We start from the raw sequence: 19142 nt of genomic DNA, 5'->3' as shown, positions 1-19142 counted from the left end.
CACGTTGGTTAGGAATAGGGCTTAAAAGGGGGCACGTAGATATGCTCATGTCAGCACCGCCCAACCTACCGCCGCCCGACCAGCTTCTACAGAGGGCCGAGGAGATATTGAAAGAGCTTGAGAAGGGGCCTTGGCCGAGCCACGTGGCGGAGCTGAGGAAGACCCAGTACCCGCTCAGAGTCTACGGCGTGGGCCTCGCGGCTAGGAAGTCCCCCTGGGGCCCCGGCGCCGTCAAGGTGGCCTATGTAAACACGGGGGTATTATCCCGGTGGGCCAGAGACTGGGTTCCAGGCGGCGGCGTAGAGGTGCACTTCAGAGTCTTCCACACCCCAGGCAAGTTCTGGAAGACCGACTTCATAAGAAAGATTACAAAGATCTCCAGAGAGCTGGGAGTGGGACTTATAGAGGTGGTGGGGCAGACCGGCGCCTTTGTCCTCAACCTAACGCCCGACAAGGCAGAGGAGATGGTGGACGCCCTTAGGTCCATAGGCACAGACGTAGGCGGCAGCGGAGACGCCATAAGAGCCCTCAACGCCTGCGTCGGGCCCGCCCTATGCGAATTCGCCCTCTTCGACACCTTGAAGTGGTACGCGGAGTTTCACAAAGACAAACGCGTCAACGACAACATAGCGACGCCCAACTACCCCTACAAGTTCAAGATCAAAATATCTGGCTGTCCTCTGGACTGCGCCCGCGCCAACAGGGCAGACATAGGCTTCATTGGCGTGTGGGAGGGTGCTCCTGAGGTGGATCAGGCTAAGTTTAGGGAGCTTGTGGAGAGGGGGGTTGTGGACCCGGTGAAGCTTGCCGCTAACTGCCCCAGCGGCGCCATTAGGTGGGACGCCGAGAAGAAAGAGCTCGTGATTGATGGGAGCAAGTGCAAAAAGTCTATGCACTGCATCCGCACAGCCTTCCCAGCCATAAAGCCAGGCAAGAATAGGAAAGTCGCTGTAGTAATTGGGGGCGGAGTTAAGGGGAGGTATGGGCCTAAGCTAGGCTGGTTCATCGGCTACCTAAGGCCGGACCAGGTGAAGGAGGCCATAGACCTCACCTTCAAGGTCATTGCCCCCTGGGAGGCCGAGGCTCAGCCCAAGTACAGGCTCGGCGACTACATTTTGGTGACTGGGCTGGACAAGTTCATTGAGAAGGCTGGGATTAAGCTTGAGGGCATGCCCGAGTCCATTGCCAAGACGCCGGACGACGTGCCCTACGCAGTGTTGCCCAAGGAGGAGAGAGACATGTACCTAAAGCTGGTGGAAGAGCTCAAGGGCAAGGTGGGGGTATGACCGCCGCCGCCCCGTCTAAGGCTGAGAGGTTGCAGAAGGTCTTCCCCGTCGACTTAGAGAAGTTTCTGCCCGAGGCCATACTCAGGAACTATGGAAAGTGGGTGGATAGGAAGTTCCATGGCAATGGTATAATTGAGCACGTCTCTGCCACTGGGGAGAGGATATTCACTGTGAAAGTCGCGTTGCCGCCTAACGCGAGGCTTTCGGCGGATACGTTGGACAAATTTGCCGATATTGCGGACAAGTTGGGCATAGGCGCGCTGAGGGTGACCATGGCAGGCAACATAGAGTTTCTGACAGACTCTCTGGAGAAGGCGCTTAAGATCAAGGAGGAGGTGGAGAAGCTGGGCTTCCCAGTGGGAGGCTGGGGCGGCGCCTTGTGGGGAATCAACAGCTGTACTGCATATCTGACGTGCACCACCGCGGTGGTGGATAGCCCAAGTATTAGCAAGGCCCTCGGCGATGCGCTGAAGCCCTACTTCACTGGCGAGATTCCGCTTCCCGCAAAGCTCAGGGTCTTCGTCAGCGGTTGCCCGGCCATGTGCGCTGGCGGCACAGCTATAGATATAGCAATAGTGGGCCAGTGGGGCGCCCCGCCGAAGATACGCGAGGAGGTCCTCCCCATGTGTCTCCCGCCGCCTAAGGCCTTGGCCAAGTTGCCGGAGTCGCAGATATTCCTAGTCCAAGTCTGCCCCACCGGCGCCCTTTCTCTGAGGAGGGAGGGGGACAAGGTAAAGCTCGTCCTAATTGGGGAAAAGTGCATCAACTGCGCCAGGTGTAAGGAGAACTGCGACGCCTTTGACTACGACCCAGAAAACGTGGGCGTGTCAATACTCGTGGGCGGCAAGATGTCTAACACTGGCACTGGCCCCAGGCTGGGCCGGGTGTTGATACCGTGGTTGCCCGCAAATCCGCCGAGGTATGAGGAGATAGTGGCCGTGGTAAAGCACATAGTAGAGACGTGGAGGCAGCACGCCCAGCCCGGCGAGAGACTCGCCGACTTCATCGAGAGAGTGGGGTGGACTAAGTTCCTCGATCTGCTGGGCTTCGGCAAGGTTAGAGACTACTACCAGAGAGTGCCTGAGTTTGCCAGGACGTTCCTCACCTACAGATCCCGCGGCGACGTCTACCCGCGGCTCAGAGATGGAATTTGAGGAGTTTGAAAAAAAGATAAGGTCTTTTTCCCGCCCCGTCTACCTCCGGGAGTTTCCCCAAGTCCTCGTCTTTCAAGACCCCTCGGAAAAGTTACACCTCTGGGTCCGAGACGTCAACCTCTACGCCTTGGTGGTCCTCGACGGGAGTAGGTACAAGATGGGCTTCATAGACTTGAACATACGCGTCTTTACCACCGCTGGTTGCGCCGACGCGGAGGGGGAGACCACTCTCCTGGGCGAGGTGGAGGACCTCCCCTGGCCTGGGTACAGGCTCAACTACGCCATGTCTCTATTCCCAGTGAAATGCGACGAGTCCGGCCTCTACGGGTTCCTCTCAGTGAAGTTCACAGTCCCCCTCGAGTGGGGCTTCTTCAACTGGGCCCAGATCGCGGCCTTGCTAATTAGAGAAAGGGCGGAGGAGTACTTGGCAGAGTTAAAAAACAAGTTTGGATACGTAGACGCCGTGGAGGTCACCAAGTGAGCACAACCTTGGCCTCAGCCGCGTATTCGTAGAAGCTCGCTATGCCCATTATCTTGACTCCCTCCACTACCTCGTCCTCTTTTATGTTGAAGGTGGCCGCGGCCGAGGAGCACAGCCACATCTTACACCCCATGTCCATGCACTGCTTAAACCTCTCCCTAATCTGCGGGTCTAGTTTTTCAAAGACTTTCTTTTTTACTATGTGGGCTGCGTCCAAGGTGTAGAAAATCAACACCTCGAATCCCATAGAGGCGGCTGCCAAGGCGTAGCCGAGCATTGTAGAAATTCTAGGCCCATCTGCAGGCGGCATTGTGGCTAAGAAGGCCACTTTATCCGGCATGTGGGCGACTTGGGGCATGTATATATACCTTATTCCACTGGAGGAAGTCTTTCCGAGATTAGTGGAATAAATCTTTTTAAGCACAGGCCCAAGTGGGTCTATGCCGGTTAAATGTCCAGGAGAGTACACAGTGGATGGTAAAAAGGTGATCCTCGACGAGGACTGCTTCTTGCAGAACACAGAGGACTGGGATGAGAAAATAGCCGAGTGGATGGCCAGGGAGCTTGAGGGAATACAGCAGCTGACAGACGCCCACTGGAAGGTAATTAGGTATCTCAGGGAGTACTGGGAGACATACGGCTCTTGCCCGCCGATTAAGATGTTGACAAAGGAGACAGGCTTCACCCTTGAGCAGATCTACCAGCTGTTCCCCTCTGGGCCAGCGCACGGCGCGTGTAAAGTGGCCGGGGCGCCTAAGCCCACGGGCTGCGTATAAACCCCCTTTTTCCCCGTGGTACCCCGCCTCGTCGTCTCCTCTTTTAAGGGCATCTCTGGGAAGACCATAGCGGCGCTGGGCTTGATGTATGGCCTCCGCCGCAGGGGGCTGAGGGTGGCGCCCTTCAAGGTCGGCCCCGACTTTATAGACCCCTCGTACCACGGCGCGGCGGCTGGGGCCGCCAGCAGAAATCTCGACGTGGTGTTAATGGGGGAGAGGGGGGTCTTGGAGAGGTTTGTAAAATACTCAGCCGGCTTTGACGTTGCCGTGGTAGAGGGCGTCTTGGGGCTATACGACTCAGTGGACGGGGTCTCCGAGCTGGGGTCCACCGCGCAGGTGGCTAAGTTGCTCAAGGCCCCCGTAGTGCTGGTGTTGAACGGGGAGAGGGTGAATAGGACGTTGCGGGCCGTGGTGAGGGGGCTCAAGGCCTTTGACCCCGGCGTGAACATCGCAGGGGTTATTTTGACCAACGTGGTGGGCCGCCAAGTGGAGAAGTTGGCCAAGTCTATCCCCGAGGAGGGGGTGAGGCTGTTGGGGGCTATCCCGAGGAGCGAGAAAATTGCCCAGTTTTTCGCGTATAGGCACCTGGGCCTAGTCCCAGTGGCCGAGAGGGGGGATGGGGGGCTCTTCCACGTGTTGGAGCGCCACGTCCTCCCCTACATAGACTTCGACGAGGTGTTAGAGGTGGCAAGGGAGGCCGGGGATCTTGACGTAGAGGTGGTGGACCCCCCGCAGCCCCGGAGGCTCGGCTGTAGAATCGGGGTGGTGTTTGACAGGGCTTTCAACTTCTACTACCCCGAGGTGTTTGAATACGCCTCGGCCCTCGGCGAGGTGGTGTACGTCAACGCTCTTGAGGACCAGGCCGTGCCCGAGGTAGACGTCTTGTACGTGGGAGGGGGGTTCCCAGAGGTTTTGGCAGAGGAGCTGGAGAGGAACAAGCCGTTTAGGGCCTCGCTGAGGCGCTTCGTGGAGTCTGGGGGGAGGGTGTACGCCGAGTGCGGCGGCCTCATGTACATGGCCTCTTCGGTGGTGTACGAGGGGGGCGAGTACGAGATGGTGGACGTGGTAGACGGCGTGGCTGTTGTGCTTAAGAGGCCGGTAGGGAAGGGGTACGCCTGGGGCCGCGTAGTGGGGAAGACCCCCATAGCGCCGGTGGGGGCCCAGCTGAAGGGGCACGAGTTCCACTACTCCAAGCTCATATTGAGGGAGAGGGTGGAGCCGGCGATTAAGCTGGAGAGAGGCGTGGGGATTGGCGGAGGCGTCGACGGCATTGTGAAATACAACATGCACGCCCAGTACCTCCACATACACCCCTACACCTACAACGTGTTGGAGAGGTTGTGCTCTACATAGTGGGCGTCGGGCCGGGGGACAAGGAGCTCTTGACGCTTAAGGCGGTCAAAATTCTGCAGAGGGCAGACGTGGTGGCCTACGGCGACTTGGTGCCAGAGGAGGTGGTGGAGGAGTTCGCCCCCCAGGCCGAGAGGGTGAAGATTGGGCATAGGCATAAGGACCACGACGAGGTCGTGGCTAGGTTGCTTGAGGTGGCCAGGGAGAAGAACGTGGTGTTGTTGAAGAACGGCGACCCCACGGTGTTTGGGAGGGCGCATCAGATCTGCCGCATGGCCCGCGCCGCGGGCGTGCCGTGCGAGATTGTCCCAGGCGTGTCCAGCTTCACCGCCGCCTCAGCCCTAGGCGGAGTGGAGCTAACCGACGGCGTCGCCCTCCGCCACGTGGCCCTCCTCTCCTACCCCCACGTCGACGAGGAGGTTCTCAAGAGCGTGAGAGCCGACGTGTACGTCATATTTATGATGGGCGACAGACTCTCCCAAGTGGCCGAGCTTGTGAAAAAGGTGTGCGGCAAAGCCGTGGAGGTCTACGTGTGTAGCAGAATCTCCCTGGGAGGGACCTGCCTCCCACTGGAGAAGGTGGAGAAGGTTGAGAAGCCCCTCCTAGTTATTGTGAGAAAGTGCTGGTCCCCGCCCTAGGGGCTTGGCCCATTTAAGGGGGCCACTGGGCTGATGCGGCAGAGCTTGCAGAACTCCGCGCCATAAGTTGTACACGTGTATTGTGCCCCAACATTGCGCCTCGACGGGACAATTGCCGACGCCATAGGGCGGTGACGCGGTATATTCGGGGGGCTTTGTGTAGTTGAAGGCGGAGAAGGTAGATACGGCGTAGGCGGCCTCCTCTGCATGGGGCACGGGAGTTAGCATTGTCTGTGGAATAAGCTTTATTTATACAAACGGCGTTGGGGATATGGCTGTGGCGCATGAGGCGGCCCAACATGGAGCCGCGGCGTTTAAGATGGGGGATACCTCCAACATCAAGCCTTTTAAAGCCAAGGAGGACCAGGTCAAGGTTCTTCACTCCAGGGTGGGTCTTGAGCTTCCTAAGGACCCCCTGGAGCACATACGGCGGCGGCTGAGGGAGGAGGTTTCACGGAACCGGAACGTGAAAATGGCCATGGAGGTGTGCGTCCACTGCGGCATATGCCTAGACAACTGCCCCACATATGTCCAGACTAAGGACATCTTCAACTCCCCCGTGGGCAGGGCGGAGCTCATTAGGTCTGTAATTAAGGCCGAGTCCCTGAGCGGGAAGCTGTTCGGCAAAGCCGTGGGGGCGGTGAAGCTCACGGAGGAGCAGTTGGAGAAGATATACACGTACTACTACCAGTGCCTGGAGTGTAGAAAGTGCGCCTACTCCTGCCCCTTCGGCATAGATCAGGCGGACATCACTAGGCTTGTTAGAGAGGTCATGTACGAGGCCGGCATAATCTCGAAGTACATTGCCACAGTCATTGACGCGGTGGAGCGCACGGGCACAAACTTGGGCATGAAGCCTATGGCGGTTATAAAGTCCATAACCTTTGCCGCGGGGGAGATCAAGGAGGAGAAGGGCGTCGAGGTGGAGTACTTCATATACCGCGACGACCAGAACAAGCTGGTTAAGTACAAGGCGGATCAGCCGGTCAAGGAGGTCCAGCCCGGCGACCCCGATTGGCCGGAGGCCTTGCTCATTCCGCCCTCGGCCGACTTCTTTACAAACATGGAGACTCTCAAGGGGTACATGCTCTTCCTCCACCTAATGGGGATTAAGTACGCCTTTAGCACAGAGATGGCGGAGCTGGCAAACTTCGGCCTATTTGCCTCAGAGCGCCACATGAAGTTCATAGGCCAGAAGGCCGTCAACGCCGCGCTCAGGCTCAAGGTGAAGTACGTAATTGCGGGGGAGTGCGGCCACGGGTGGCGCGCCTTTAAGAACTACACTGGGCCAGAGCTGGAGAAACACGGCATAAAGACTATGCACGTCTTCCACCTAGTGGTAGACGCCATTAAAAACGGCAAACTGAAGCTGGACCCCTCCCGCAACGGCGACGTCGTCTACACCTTCCAAGACTCCTGCAACTACGCCCGCGGCGGCGACTTGACGGAGGAGCCACGCTTCATAATTCGGCACGTGGTTAAGAACTACGTGGAGAGCCCCAACAACAGAGAGAAGACGTGGTGCTGCGGCGGCGGAGGGGGCCTGCTGACCGACGAGCTTCTGCCGCTGAGGATTCAATACGCCAAGAACTGGTACGAAGACGCCTTGAAGGTCAACGCAAACCACGTGGTCAGGGCCTGCGCCATATGCAAAGCCCAGCTGAGCCACACAATCCCCCACTTAAACAAGGAGTACGGCAAAAACATAACCTACTCCGGGCTAATGGACCTGGTATACAAGGCCATAGTCGTTTAAAGCTCCCTGAAATATATTTTAATTTTAATTTTGTTCAAAATTGCTTTCGAATAAACTTTTGCCTTATTATACAGCGACTAGGGAATAAGTTGTATAAATTTCTCATTGCGTGCTGGCATGCGGAGGGTGGTAATAGTGGGAGGGGGAGTCGGCGGCGCGTTTACTGCGAATAAGTTGGCAACTAAGGCGTTTGCAAAGGTGAAGAAGGGGGAGCTGGAGGTCGTAGTTGTAGAGCCGGAGGAGAACGTGGTCTACCAGCCCGGGTTCCTATACGTCCCGTTTAAGGAGTTGCCCAGCGAAGTGATGTTTAGGCCCGTGCGGAAGGTGCTACACCCACTTGTGAACTTGGTGAAAAAGCCGGCCACCAAAATAGACGTGAAAAACCGCAAGGTGGTTCTGGGGGATGGGTCTGAGATTCAGTACGACTACCTCGTCTTGGCCACGGGCGCGGTGGTTAAGACGGACCACTTTCCCGGGTTTAAAAAGGTGTGGCACACTTTCTGGACTTACGAGGGGGCCAAGGCGCTGAGGGAAGCCCTCTCTAAATTTGCTAAGGGGACCTTGGTATTCTCCGTTGCCTCGACGCCTTTTAAGTGCCCCGTTGCCCCCTACGAGTTCCTCTTCTACTTCGACGACGTGTTGATGAAGACTGGGCGGAAGAAGGACGTCAAAATAGTGTTTACCACGGTGGCGCCGCACCTGCATGCGCAGCCCAATGTGAACAAGTTCTTGGAGGAGGAGTTTAGGAATAGGGGGATTGAGTATAGGACCAAGTTCGAGGTAAAGGAGGTGAGGGAGGGGGAGGTGGTGGGCCCCGAGACGTTGAAGGGCGACTTAATTATCGTGGTGCCTAAGCACACCGCGGCAGAGGTGGCCTTTAACTCGGGACTGGTGGACCAGGGGGGCTGGGTCCCCGTGGATAAGTACACTCTCCAGATCGCCGGGGGCAACGGAGTGGAGTACGCGATAGGCGATACCACCAATTTGGCCGTGCCTAAGGCTGGCAGCGTGGCGCACTTCCAGTCCGAGGTTGTGGCTGACAGGATATATGAGGATATGGAGTTCGGCCACGCAGACTCTGTATACAACGGCAGGGTCATATGCTTCATTTTGACGGGGACAGAGGAGGCTACGCAGGTGAGCTGGAACTACGACGGCCCCGCCCTCTACCCCGTGCCAAGCAATAAGTTCATGATGAGGCTAAAAGATTTGACTAATTTCTCCATATGGAGCGCGGTTAGGTGTGGGCTATGAGTACCGAGGAGAGGCTCTTAAAGGCGTTGGAGTCTCCTAAGACGCAGGAGGCTCTCGCAGAGATCGTCGAGCGGATAGACGTCCTCCGCGACTTGGTGAGGACGCTGTGGGAGTTCAAGAGGAGCGGCGTGTTGGACGACTTGCTCCAGTTGGCCACTACGTTACGCTTTATAACCGAGGGCCTGCTCACGCCGGGCTTCATAGAGAAGGTCGCCAAGTTGCAGGAGGTGGCCCTAACCGCCGCGGTCAACATGTCGCAAGATACTTCAAAGCTGGACTGCTTAACCACCGCCGTGGCCGTTGCGGAGGTGGAAAAGCCAATTGGCCTAATGGGCCTACTGGCGGCGCTTAGGGACCCAGACGTGCAGAGAGGCTTGGGCTACCTCGTCTCTCTCTTAAAGCAGCTGGGCAAGTGCATGGAGAAGAGGTATTAACCGTGAATGTGGAATAACAGATTATAAGCCCCACTCCCAATCTTCCTATGTCTCCACTTGATTTATTTGTATTTGGCGTAGCGCCTTACATATCTCTGGCGCTGTTCATAGCTGGGGTTTTGTACAAATTCGCCGGGTGGCTCAGGGCGCCGGACCTCACGGGCCTCTACTCAGTACAGGTGCTGGGCTACAAGTGGGGCTTCGGCGACAGGCTCGGCGAGGTGCTCAAGAGGATCTTCGTGCTCTACAACCTCGGCATGTCCGACCGCCTCTTGCAGGTGGGGTCTTTCCTATTCCACTGGGGCATCTGGATCGCGCTCCTCGGCCACCTCTCCATGATCGTCCCCCCGGAGAACTTCGGGATGCCGAAGGAGGTGCACAAGGCCATAGCCCTGTATGTGGGCGGGGCGGCGGGCATTGCGGCGTTCATAGGGCTGGTCCTCCTCCTCGTGCGGAGGCTCGTTAGGCCAGACGTGCGGAAGCTGAGCTTTCTAGACGACTGGTTTGCCCTAGTCCTCCTCCTCGCAATTGTGGGCCTTGGCAATGTGCAGACCCTCGTCTTGCACCCCAACTACATGGAGACTGTGTCTCCGTGGTTGCAGAACGTCCTCTTGGGGAATCCCGTGGCTGGCGTTGAGAAGATGGCCGAGGCGGACGTGGTCACTAAGGTTCACGCGGCGTTGGCCATGCTCTTCATAGCCTACGTGCCCTTTGGAAAAATGGTGCACCCATTCTCCTTCTTGGCCATGCCCACCCTCTGGAGCGCCCCCACTAGGCTCTACGGATATATACTGACGAAGCTGAGGGGATAGTGGAGGAGATCCGGGTAGAAAACGCCAGGGAGTTTTTTGAAAAAGTTTTTGCTGAACTCGTCTGCCTCTGCAATCTAAAGGCGTTGGTAATAGCCGAGGGGGGAGTCGTCAAGTTGCCTGCCACGTACGGGGGGAGGCCCATTGGCGACGTGGCTGCTGAGCTGTGCGGCCCCTGTATACTTGTCGACGACGGGGCTGTGCAGTACCTCGCCGTGTTTTACAAGACTGAGAAGCCGCTGGGGCAGGTGGCGGCTCTTTTGAGAGAGTTGTGGAAGACCGTCAGCCGAGGGCGTCTATGAGCTCGGATAGCTTGCCCGCGGCGTACTCTGCGTGTTCAAAGGGCCGCGTCTCTGGCACTTTGCGTAAGTCGATTATGTAGACGATGCACTCCGCCGCCTCGCAGGCCGCGTAGGCGTAGTGCCGGTTGGCCTCTTGGTGCCTTTCCACGTCTTCGGGGGTCTCCACGTCCCTCGTGGGCCTAGTGGCGTCGCTGGCTCTGCGCTTTAGCACCACCTGCGGGTCCGCCTCTATTAACACAATGGCGTGCGGCTTCATGAGCGTGATAATGCGGTGGGGTAGGCCTGGGTAGTACCCCCCGGCTATCTTTATCGACGCGTGGGTGTCCACCACCACGTGGCCCTGCATCTGGGCGATTCTCTCCGCGGCCTCCCTCTGGACCTCCCTGTACTGTTCCAGGGGGATTTTCTTCCTCATCTCGTCCCTATTGGCGATGCCGAAGCGGGCCTTGGCGATTTCGAGCATCACGTCGCCGTAGTTTACCACTTGGACGTCTCTCCTGCGCTCAGTTAGAAACTTCAAAATCGTGCTCTTCCCCACCCCGGGCACTGCTACTAATATAATCCGCGCCATGGGACAAACATCTAACCCCTTTATATTGATTCTTTCACACCACCGCCGGCGATGTATGTAATTATGCGCCTAGCCCTGGGACAGCTCAACGGCGATGCGTGTCCACACTTCCCAAACTTAGAGCAGGCCACGTCTGCCACCACGTGCCTCCCACCAGCGCGTAGCAACAGAACCCTAAGCCCATCCACATACACTTCGCGGAGGGCAGTAGCCTCTCTCATTACCTCAAGCGCCTCTTCTACCACGGCGGGCTCTAGGCCCAGCTTCCTCCCAGCCTCTGCGGCTCCGCCGGAGAGAAATGGAATTATGTACATGGGGGTTGCGTAGAAGTCGCAGATGTAGGCCTCCTGTAACTTAAAGCCCAGCCGCCTAAGCGCCGCGCCCAAGAGGAGGAGGTAGCTGTAGACCCCCCTCCGGGGCCCAAGTCCCCAGAACTTCTCCACGTAGGATAGATACGCCTCGTCGAGGTGGTAAGCCGCAACTATGGCCGCCTTCACTGTGGCCACGTAGCCCCCAGTCTCTTCCCTCAAAATTCGGAGAGATTTCAAGGCGCGGGCCGATTTATATATAGTCGACGCTGGGTACGGGAGAGCCCTATATGCGGAATATATAGAAGTCGGCCGCGGATATTCGCCTAGGAAAAATTTGACAAGTTCCAGAGCAGATTCCGAGAGAGGAGGCACAACGCCTCTCCAAGTCTCTCTAAACATATGACGTGTTACACTAATATTTTTAAACGTAAAACCCATAGAGCAAGGTGGGCCGCGGTGAAACAACATGCAGGAATGGGCGCCTTGTAGAGGCGGTTGGGGGCTTAGCCTATGCCACGCCTTAGCCAACAGTAGGCAGTGTTGAGCTCGGTAGCCGTTGATGAAGAGTAGCCGCGGTTTCCTTAGCGTGTGTGGTCTCCGTGGGACGGGCGGTTAGAGGTCCACTATTTCCACGTGAAGCGTCGACAAGTCTAGAAATGCGGCTGTTTTTCTCTCGTGTGCGCATCCACATGCCTCGCCTGGGTTTATCACCAGTGTCCCATCCACGTGCCTGATGTCAACCTTGTGGGTGTGGCCGTAGACAACTATGTCAAACATCTTCGACCTTATAAGCGCCTCTAGGATGAGCTCTGAGGTTCCGTGGTAGACGCCAATCCTCCTACCCCCGGCCTCTATGAGACCGGCGTCTCCCAAGATCTCTACCTTGTGGGCGGCGGCCTGCCGGGCAAAGTTGATCTTATCCCCCTCGTTGTTGCCCAACACGGTGTAGATGGGCATGTCGCCCACGGCCTTCCTCATCTTCATTAGGCTAAAGGGAGATGTCCAATCCCCGGCGTGGATTATAAACGCCGGCCCACGCCTCTTGACCAATTCGCCGAAGCGCCTAATGGCCACCCAGTCGTCGTGCGTGTCCGAAATAACAGCCACCAACATGGCGCCAAAAACCTGTGCTTATAAAAACCTGTCGGCGGTTATACGCATTTATACTCACACATGTCCAAGTCCATGTATCTGAGGATGTGTTTAACTCGCACTATCTTGGACTACAGGCCTGTGGTTTTTTTAGACGTGGAGGTGCCCTACGTGGAGTTGAGGTCTAGAGATGGGAGGCGGGCCGTGGCTAAGGTGGAGAAGGGGCCGTGCATAGGCGTGTCGAGGGAGCTCGCCGTCATGCTCTACCCCTACTACGGCTGGGGCGCAATGGACGTAGAGGCCTACTTCGAAGTCTCTGAGGCAAACCCTGTGGAGGCCACGCGGGTGGTGATGAAGGTCCCCTTTGGTATCACCGAGCTGGTGGTGAGGAGGCAGTTGACGGGCTTCCCAATATACGAGGGGACGGTGGCCCTGGAGTATCTAGACCACGTGGAATTCGGCGAGGTGGTACACGTGGAGCCTCAGCCGTTCGCCATATTGACTAACAACACGGCGCTTAGGCTTGTGGAAGTGCCGGTGGAGGAGGATGCGGTGGTCTTTATGATGAGGGGAAAAAGAGGGGTTTAGTAGCCTGGCTGTATCTCTTTGCCCGTCTTATTCATCACCTTGAGGGTCGGCGGCGGGAGTCTGCTGATGTTGTGAGAAGCCGCATACTTCTTGTCGGCGTACTCGTATATGCGCCAGAGGATTCTGTAGATTATGTGGTCGGCCTTTGTCCAAAAGAACGCCCAGAAGAACAGCGCCACGGGGATGGCGTGGAAGTGTTCAGCAAAGTAGAGGAAGGCGTTGGCAAAGGCGTCGCTGGGGTTGTGGGCCCAGACGTATATGGCGGCTTGTAGGACGAACCCGGAGAGCCCCAGCAGTAGAACCATGAAGGGCAAGTAGTCTGCGCCGAGCCAGTCCCAAATGCCTCTGTAGTTCACCTCCTTGTACCTAACGGAGAGCCATATCAAGGCGCCCACCACCATGAGCACTCCGCCCGCCACGCCAAATATCCTGGCTGGGTGGTGCAGGTCTAGGACGATCATGTTGTGGGGGAAGGTGAAGTAGGCCAGCGTCGTAGAAATGCCGGCGAGTACAAAGCCCCATACCATGAACAGCTTCGCGACCCGCTTCGCGGCCCTCGTATTAACCACCTCCTTCTCCGACTTCCCGTATTCGCACTTCAGAATTCCCATAGCCAACACGTCGGCGAACAACGTCTTGAAGAAGTATGCGATGGCGCTTCCGACGCCTATGGGGGGCTTCTCCCTTAACAACTTTCTATCCCACTCGGCGTAGGGTATCATCGTCTCAATGTAGGGGTATCTTACGACGTTGAACTGGCGCACCCCCTTATACCAAAAAGTGAATAAGATCCAGAGCACTGTTAACGCGGCCAACACGTCTATGGCGAACCAATCAACAGGCGACTCAACGAAGCGGTAGGTCCCCCACGCCGTTTGAATCTCCTTTATAGTCGCCATCTCTGTGGGCATGGTCCACTCGGCGCGCTTGTTCTTAAGTCTTATTTCCATCTGTAGATGAACAACTCTTTTAAATGTGCAGAGGGGTGGGGACATGCCTACATTTGTATATGCCTCTCTGTGCAAGGGGTGCGGCAAGTGTGTAGACATATGCCCGGCAGACAACATGCACTACAACCCCAAGATAAGGAAGGCCTACAACGCTGACCCAGTGTCGTGTGCCGAGTGTTTAAACTGCGTCAAGTACTGCCCAGAACACGCGGTGGAGGTGAGAGGATACAGCGACTTTATCCCGCTGGGCGCCCGGATAGGCGTTGTGAGAGATACCAAGAAGAACATAATCTACTGGCGCGTAATGTACAGAGACGGAACGGTGTACGAGTTCGCCTCCCCCATACGCACCACCCCTTGGGGCTCGGCGAAGGGCGCGCTAGACTTCCCCGAGAGGCCCGACCTAGACTCGGAGCTCCTCGCGCTGGAGGACAACCCCGAGTTCTTGGGCTTTAAGGAGCTTCCACGCCCGGCGCAGCCCGTGAGAATCGTGGGTAGTATAATAAAGGCTAAGCAGGCGAAGTAGTATGTCGGCGCTCCACTTCCCCACGAAGGTCGTCGAGACTGACATTTTGGTGGTAGGCGGCGGAATGGCGGGATGCGGCGCAGTTTTTGAGGCCAAGTACTGGTGCAGGAGCAAGTGCAAGGTGACCCTCGTGGAGAAGGCCAACACTGAGAAGAGCGGCGCAGTGGGGATGGGCCTCAGCGCCACTAACCTAGGCGTCTTCAGCGAGGACCCAGAGGACCCCAAGCCCGAGGAGTTCGTCCGCTACGTGCGCAACGACCTACTCGGCGTGGTCAGAGAAGACCTCGTGTACGACATAGCGAGGCACATGACCTCCACCATAAAGCTCTTCGACATGTGGGGGCTGCCCATCTGGCGCGACCCCAAGACTGGGAAGTACCTCAGAACCGGCAGATGGCAGCACCCAATCCACGGGGAGTCCTACAAGGCGATTATAGCCGAGCCCTGTAGAAAGTCCGCCGACGAGGTCTACGAGAGGGTCTTTGTCACACACCCGCTCCTAGATGAGCAGAGGCCCAACAGGATTGCGGGCGTGGTGGGCTTCCACGTGAGAGACGGCACCTTCTACGTCTTTAAGGCCAAGGCGGTGATCGTGGCCGCGGGCGGCACGTCGCTTTTGTACAGGCCGCGTAGCGTCGGCGAGGGCCTGGGGAGGGCGTGGTACCCCACTTGGGCAAGCGGAAGCGCATACGCCATACCTCTCCTGGCCGGGGCCGAGACTGTGAACTTTGAATTTAGGCTTGTGGTAGTGCGGTTCAAAGACGCCTACGGCCCCGTGGGCTTCCCCTACCTCCTGCTCAAGATGCGCTCCACTGACGTCAAGGGCAAGCAGTGGGAGCCTCTCCCAGACGAGGCAAAGGCGGAGTTGGCCAAGATCTTCTACGACTACGCGTGGGCCAGGCCCACGCCGACTCCCATAAGGACTTGGGTCACTATTCAGAACTTGAAGGAGGGCCGTGGGCCCGACATAATGCAGACGCAAGAGAGGCTCCCAGACGAGGAGAGCCTCAAAGTTCTCTTTGAGGACTACTTAGACATGACACCCACCCAGGTGATATACTGGGCCAGCCAGAACATACACCCGCAGAGGACGCCCTCTGAGCTACTGCCCACCGAGCCCTACCAACAGGGTAGCCACGGCTCGTCGGCAGGCATGTGGGCCTCCGGGCCGCCGGACATTGCGCCGCCTGAGTACAAGTGGGGCCCCAACCGCATGTTGACTGTGGAGGGCCTCTTCGGCGCCGGCGACACCGTGGGGGCGTCTGGCCACAAGTTCTCCAGCGGCTCCTTCACAGAGGGTAGAATCGCGGGCAAGTCTGCGGCTAGATACGTCTTGACCCAGGCCAAGGACTACAAGCCGGTGGTGAGCAACGACACCATTGAGAGATACAAGGAGATTGTGTACAGGCCGCTGGAGTGGTACCACAAACTCAAGCCGTTGACCACCACGCCGGAGATGCCGCCCAACTTGACCAACTGGTTTGAGATACACCCCAACTACCTAAACTGGTACCAGCTACTGACAAGGCTTCAGAAGATCATGGACGAATACGCGGCGGGCTGGGGTACCTTCTACACCACCAATATGTACATGCTGGGCCGCGCCTGGGAGCTGTTGAAGATGTTGGAGGAGGACTTCCGCTTCGCCGCCGCGGCCAGCCTCCACGAGCTCCTCCGCGTGTGGGAGGTCTATCACCGCCTCATAGTGGGCCAGGCGGTGGTCTTCTCCATGATGAACCGCAAGGAGAGCCGCGGCTACTACTTCAACGCCGATTACCCCTACATCGACGAGGACAACTGGCACGTATTCACACACGTCAGACGCGACCCCAAGACCGGCCAGTGGAGCTTCAGAACCTCCCCAGTAATACACATAATCGACTAATTTTTCCTCCTTCCCCCACCGGTTTTTCCCTACTCCCCGCCTTTCGACAAGACGTAGGCTATGTACTCCCTTTTTAGTCTCTCGATGGCGGCCTCCACCTCGGCTAGGTACTGGGCCAGCTCCGGGTAGGCGGCCTTTACTGTCTCAAGGCGCTTTGCCGCCGTGGCGTGGGGGGCCTTTAGGTCTATCAGCTTTTCTGCCTTTTCTGGCCGGGGGGCGGGTGTGGGGGCGGGGCATTGGCCTTGTGTGAGGTAGATGGCCTCTCCGTCGAAGTAGAACCTCCTGTGGCAGTGGGGCGGCGCGTCGGCTAGCACGTGGAGTGGGAGATGGAGTAGGGCCGCCTTGGCCTCGTATATGCGCATAAGTAGGCGTCTCGCCTCTTCCTCCACAGCCTTTAACAGCCTTCTGCCATGCCTGCCCAGCCTCCTCTGCTTAGACAAGAAGTTGTAGATCTGTAGCGGCGCCAACCACGGGGGCGGTTGGGGGCACGTGTCCCCGGCCTCGAGGGCTAGGACGCACGCCTCTTCCTCCTCCTCCGCGAGGCGCCTCGCGGGGTTGCAGGCGGCTTCCAGCGGCGTAGTGTCTACGCCTCTCTTGGAGAGCTCCTGGGCGGCCTCCATGCAGAGCAGGGCCGTCATCCGGACATGCCGAGTAGCTCCTCCACCTTGGGCTCGGCGATTTGGACGAGCCGGGCGCCCGGCACTCTGGGCCTGACGGCCGTTGTGGCGAGGATGACCTTGCCCCTCTGCGCGGCCTTAGAGAGGGCCTCCACGGCGGCTGAGAAGTCCCATAGGACGAAGTCTGAGAAGACCACCACCGGCTCCCAGGGCTTGGCGAGCTCGGCCACCCTCCTAATGGCGGGGGCTAGGACGGTGCCGCCGAAGCCTATCCGGCTTATTTTCTCCAAGTCGCTCGGCCGCCTCACCTCGTGCACGGCCCTTATCCCCACCTCCCACTGCACAAACATTACCTTGGACTGGGTGCGCCTGGCGATTTCGGCCACCTCTGCGAGAAATAGGGCGTACTCCTCGTCCGATATCGAGCCTGAGGTGTCCACGAGGCACCACACCTTGGTGTACGTCCTCCTCCTGGCGCCTGGGTACTCCTCCACGCGCCTATTGGGCCGCGCCCACGTCTCAAGGACGGCGGCGGCTGTGCTCGCGAAGAGGCTTCGAAGCGACCCCCGCCAGGGGATTGCCGCCGACTCGGCAAGCTTGGCGTATTCCTTTTCCACGGACAAGGACATGTAGCCAGCCCTCTTGGCGGCCACAGAGGCGGAGCTTACGAGCTCTATGAGCATCCTCCGCCTGTCCTCCGGCCGGGTGGCATACAGGGCGGGGTCCCCCCTGCTGACGTCCTCCTCTACGTCGTAGTTTTCGCGGTAGAAGTGGCCCCGGTACGTGGGCAACTGCGACCTGTCAATGAGGTACTTGGCGGAGGTATTGACCAAGCGGTCGTATATATCTTCCACAGAGGCGGAGCGGGGGTCTAGCCCTGTTAGATACTTCACGGCGTCGATGAGGGCTTTGGCGTATTTGGGCAACTCCACGCCCGTCGACTCCACTATAGAGTAGGCCACGGCGTCTGCGGCGAGCCACCACAGCTCTGGGTCTCTCCCCGCCATCCGCCCCACGTGGTCGAAGAGGACGTGGGTCGCCACGTGGAGGAGCTCGGCGATGCGGTGGGCGGGGGGCAGTTGGAGGTAGCGGTCTCCCACGGCTATTGAGTAGCCGTCTAGCTCCACCACGGACTTTGCCCCCACCCTCCTCACGATGCGGAGGCGCCACAGAGTGGCGGCCCAGAAGGGGGATAGGGCAGTTGCGGCGTAGAGATCCTCTATCATTTTTTCAGTTTTTCCACAATGGTGGCCACTTTGTAGAGACGCGTCACCACCTCGTGTGGCATTGCCGAGAGGAGCTTGGCGGCTACGTCGCGTTTGACGAGGCGGAGGAAGAGGATGAGCCACTCCATCCTCCCCTGGAGGAATTCCACGAATTTTGACACGTCGCGGTGCTCCGCCGCGCGAGCCACCTCGTGGAGGAGGATGAGCCTCTCGTCCGGCTTGAGGCCGTCGAACTTCTGGGGGTTGGACAACACGTCTTCCACGTCCACCTTGGTGGAGATAAAGGCCTTGAATTTTGCCCCCACCGCTGGGCCGAGGAGGCCGTATATCACGTCAGGCGACTCCACCCCCCTCGCCAGGAGGAGGGCCAGAGTGGTCCAAGACCGGGGCGTGGCGAAGTTATTCACAGTCTCAAGACTGGCCGCCTTCTCCAGGAGGTCCTCAGGGTAGAGGGTTAGGTAGAGGTAGGTCCTCTTGTCGAAGTCACCGTGGCGCTCGGCCATGTACTGATACCACTCCTCGACGGTGGGGGGCTCCGCCTTGAGCACCACCACCCTGTTTATTAGGGGGGCTGGGAGGGGCCTGGCTATGGGGGAGGTCTCGGGGTCGTTTCCCGCGGCCACCACCATGGCCCCCTCGGAGAACTTCGTGAACCCGGCCTTTTTCTCCAGCAGTAGTTTATACGCCACGGCGGCCACGTCATCGCGTTGGACGTTGGTCAACTCGTCGAGGAATAGGAAGCCGCACTTGGCCTTGGACAAGGCCTTGGCCCACGCCTGGGGGAAGTACTGCACAGCCCCGCCGTCCACGGGCCTAGGCACGCCTACAATGTCGGCAGGTTCTACCTCGGTGAGGCGGAGATCCACGAGGAGGCAGACCTCGGGGTTTTTCACCACGTCTAGGTACACATCGTCGCTGTACTCCACCAGTGGGAGACCCAGCTCCTTTGCCACGGCGGCCGCCGCGGCGCGGACAGACTCAGATTTTCCAATGCCGGGGGGCCCTAGGATGAGGAGGGAGGGGCGGCCGGCGAAGTAGAGTGACTTTATGAGCATGGGTATCTCGGGTATGCGCACGTGTGACACAGGCGGGGGGAATATATGTATACAATTACACTCTAGATAGGAATTAAGATT

The 19142-nt window shown here is 58.2% G+C and carries 22 protein-coding genes; 14 read left to right on the top strand and 8 right to left on the bottom strand.

What is annotated here, in order from left to right; translation table 11 throughout:
• Positions 1-47 precede the first annotated feature (47 nt).
• The 3 genes from dsrA to PCAL_RS07670 are packed head-to-tail and all read left to right on the top strand — an operon-like array spanning position 48 to position 2921.
• The gene (dsrA, locus tag PCAL_RS07680) at positions 48-1286 is read left to right on the top strand and encodes a dissimilatory-type sulfite reductase subunit alpha (protein ID WP_193322618.1); all 1239 of its coding nucleotides are present in this window, start codon (positions 48-50) and stop codon (positions 1284-1286) included.
• The gene (gene dsrB, locus PCAL_RS07675; RefSeq protein WP_011850123.1) at positions 1283-2440 is read left to right on the top strand and encodes a dissimilatory-type sulfite reductase subunit beta; all 1158 of its coding nucleotides are present in this window, start codon (positions 1283-1285) and stop codon (positions 2438-2440) included. The genes dsrA and dsrB overlap by 4 nt, the downstream gene beginning before the upstream one ends.
• Positions 2430-2921, top strand: coding sequence for a hypothetical protein (locus PCAL_RS07670; protein WP_011850122.1), 492 nt, complete (start codon positions 2430-2432; stop codon positions 2919-2921). Before dsrB ends, PCAL_RS07670 begins: the two co-directional genes overlap by 11 nt.
• Here PCAL_RS07670 and PCAL_RS07665 read toward each other — a convergent pair.
• Complete coding sequence (locus PCAL_RS07665) at positions 2911-3261, bottom strand: DsrE family protein (RefSeq protein WP_011850121.1); 351 nt, start codon at positions 3259-3261, stop codon at positions 2911-2913. The genes PCAL_RS07670 and PCAL_RS07665 overlap by 11 nt on opposite strands.
• A 100-nt stretch (positions 3262-3361) precedes the next feature.
• Between PCAL_RS07665 and PCAL_RS07660 the strand changes: the two genes are divergently transcribed.
• The 8 genes from PCAL_RS07660 (at position 3362) to PCAL_RS07625 (ending at position 10240) form a co-directional block, all read left to right on the top strand.
• Positions 3362-3697, top strand: coding sequence for a TusE/DsrC/DsvC family sulfur relay protein (locus PCAL_RS07660; RefSeq protein ID WP_011850120.1), 336 nt, complete (start codon positions 3362-3364; stop codon positions 3695-3697).
• 15 nt (positions 3698-3712) lie between these two features.
• Positions 3713-5050, top strand: a complete 1338-nt coding sequence (locus PCAL_RS07655) for a cobyrinate a,c-diamide synthase (RefSeq protein ID WP_011850119.1) — start codon at positions 3713-3715, stop codon at positions 5048-5050.
• On the top strand, positions 5038-5685 hold the full coding sequence (locus PCAL_RS07650; protein WP_011850118.1) for an SAM-dependent methyltransferase: 648 nt from the start codon (positions 5038-5040) through the stop codon (positions 5683-5685). The genes PCAL_RS07655 and PCAL_RS07650 overlap by 13 nt, the downstream gene beginning before the upstream one ends.
• A gap of 271 nt (positions 5686-5956) precedes the next feature.
• Positions 5957-7441: a (Fe-S)-binding protein gene (locus tag PCAL_RS07645; protein ID WP_193322617.1), complete on the top strand. Its 1485-nt coding sequence runs from the start codon at positions 5957-5959 to the stop codon at positions 7439-7441.
• Positions 7442-7558: 117 nt separating this feature from the next.
• Positions 7559-8695 carry an NAD(P)/FAD-dependent oxidoreductase gene (locus tag PCAL_RS07640; protein WP_011850116.1) on the top strand — a complete coding sequence of 379 codons (1137 nt, stop codon included), beginning with the start codon at positions 7559-7561 and terminating at the stop codon, positions 8693-8695.
• A complete protein-coding gene (locus PCAL_RS07635; RefSeq protein ID WP_011850115.1) occupies positions 8692-9129 on the top strand; it encodes a DUF1641 domain-containing protein in 438 nt (145 codons plus the stop codon). Before PCAL_RS07640 ends, PCAL_RS07635 begins: the two co-directional genes overlap by 4 nt.
• A 47-nt stretch (positions 9130-9176) precedes the next feature.
• Positions 9177-9941, top strand: a complete 765-nt coding sequence (locus tag PCAL_RS07630) for a respiratory nitrate reductase subunit gamma (RefSeq protein WP_011850114.1) — start codon at positions 9177-9179, stop codon at positions 9939-9941.
• Positions 9941-10240 carry a hypothetical protein gene (locus PCAL_RS07625; RefSeq protein ID WP_011850113.1) on the top strand — a complete coding sequence of 100 codons (300 nt, stop codon included), beginning with the start codon at positions 9941-9943 and terminating at the stop codon, positions 10238-10240. Before PCAL_RS07630 ends, PCAL_RS07625 begins: the two co-directional genes overlap by 1 nt.
• Here the strand turns inward: PCAL_RS07625 and PCAL_RS07620 are convergent.
• The 3 genes from PCAL_RS07620 to PCAL_RS07610 all read right to left on the bottom strand — a co-directional run bounded on the left by PCAL_RS07620 (position 10221) and on the right by PCAL_RS07610 (position 12235).
• Positions 10221-10811 carry an adenylate kinase gene (locus PCAL_RS07620; protein WP_011850112.1) on the bottom strand — a complete coding sequence of 197 codons (591 nt, stop codon included), beginning with the start codon at positions 10809-10811 and terminating at the stop codon, positions 10221-10223. The two genes, PCAL_RS07625 and PCAL_RS07620, sit on opposite strands and share 20 nt — an antisense overlap.
• A gap of 20 nt (positions 10812-10831) precedes the next feature.
• The gene (locus tag PCAL_RS07615) at positions 10832-11521 is read right to left on the bottom strand and encodes a hypothetical protein (RefSeq protein ID WP_193322616.1); all 690 of its coding nucleotides are present in this window, start codon (positions 11519-11521) and stop codon (positions 10832-10834) included.
• A 213-nt stretch (positions 11522-11734) separates the two neighbouring features.
• Positions 11735-12235, bottom strand: coding sequence for a metallophosphoesterase (locus PCAL_RS07610; protein WP_011850110.1), 501 nt, complete (start codon positions 12233-12235; stop codon positions 11735-11737).
• 72 nt (positions 12236-12307) lie between these two features.
• Here PCAL_RS07610 and PCAL_RS07605 point away from each other — a divergent pair, with 72 nt between their 5' ends.
• Positions 12308-12802 (top strand): hypothetical protein, encoded by a 495-nt coding sequence (locus tag PCAL_RS07605; protein ID WP_193322615.1) that lies wholly within the window; start codon positions 12308-12310, stop codon positions 12800-12802.
• On the opposite strand, the gene PCAL_RS07600 is transcribed toward PCAL_RS07605, so the two are convergent.
• Positions 12799-13701, bottom strand: coding sequence for a hypothetical protein (locus PCAL_RS07600; RefSeq protein WP_011850108.1), 903 nt, complete (start codon positions 13699-13701; stop codon positions 12799-12801). The two genes, PCAL_RS07605 and PCAL_RS07600, sit on opposite strands and share 4 nt — an antisense overlap.
• Before the next feature lie 94 nt (positions 13702-13795).
• Here PCAL_RS07600 and aprB point away from each other — a divergent pair, with 94 nt between their 5' ends.
• Complete coding sequence (aprB, locus tag PCAL_RS07595; RefSeq protein ID WP_011850107.1) at positions 13796-14278, top strand: adenylyl-sulfate reductase subunit beta; 483 nt, start codon at positions 13796-13798, stop codon at positions 14276-14278.
• Between the two features lies 1 nt (position 14279).
• On the top strand, positions 14280-16163 hold the full coding sequence (gene aprA, locus PCAL_RS07590; RefSeq protein WP_011850106.1) for an adenylyl-sulfate reductase subunit alpha: 1884 nt from the start codon (positions 14280-14282) through the stop codon (positions 16161-16163).
• Between the two features lie 29 nt (positions 16164-16192).
• Here aprA and PCAL_RS07585 read toward each other — a convergent pair whose 3' ends face one another.
• From PCAL_RS07585 to PCAL_RS07575, 3 genes are read right to left on the bottom strand one after another with little or no spacing between them, the layout of a single operon-like run.
• Complete coding sequence (locus tag PCAL_RS07585; RefSeq protein WP_193322614.1) at positions 16193-16783, bottom strand: hypothetical protein; 591 nt, start codon at positions 16781-16783, stop codon at positions 16193-16195.
• A 14-nt stretch (positions 16784-16797) separates the two neighbouring features.
• Complete coding sequence (locus PCAL_RS07580; protein ID WP_011850104.1) at positions 16798-18006, bottom strand: DUF2201 family putative metallopeptidase; 1209 nt, start codon at positions 18004-18006, stop codon at positions 16798-16800.
• On the bottom strand, positions 18003-19082 hold the full coding sequence (locus tag PCAL_RS07575) for an AAA family ATPase (RefSeq protein ID WP_193322613.1): 1080 nt from the start codon (positions 19080-19082) through the stop codon (positions 18003-18005). The genes PCAL_RS07580 and PCAL_RS07575 overlap by 4 nt, the downstream gene beginning before the upstream one ends.
• Positions 19083-19142 lie beyond the last annotated feature (60 nt).

The sequence above is a fragment of the Pyrobaculum calidifontis JCM 11548 genome (assembly GCF_000015805.1).
GTDB classification, from domain to species: Archaea; Thermoproteota; Thermoprotei; order Thermoproteales; family Thermoproteaceae; genus Pyrobaculum; species Pyrobaculum calidifontis.
The sequence above is the reverse complement of the archived record's forward strand: the minus strand, read 5'-3'. Positions and strand labels throughout refer to the sequence as shown.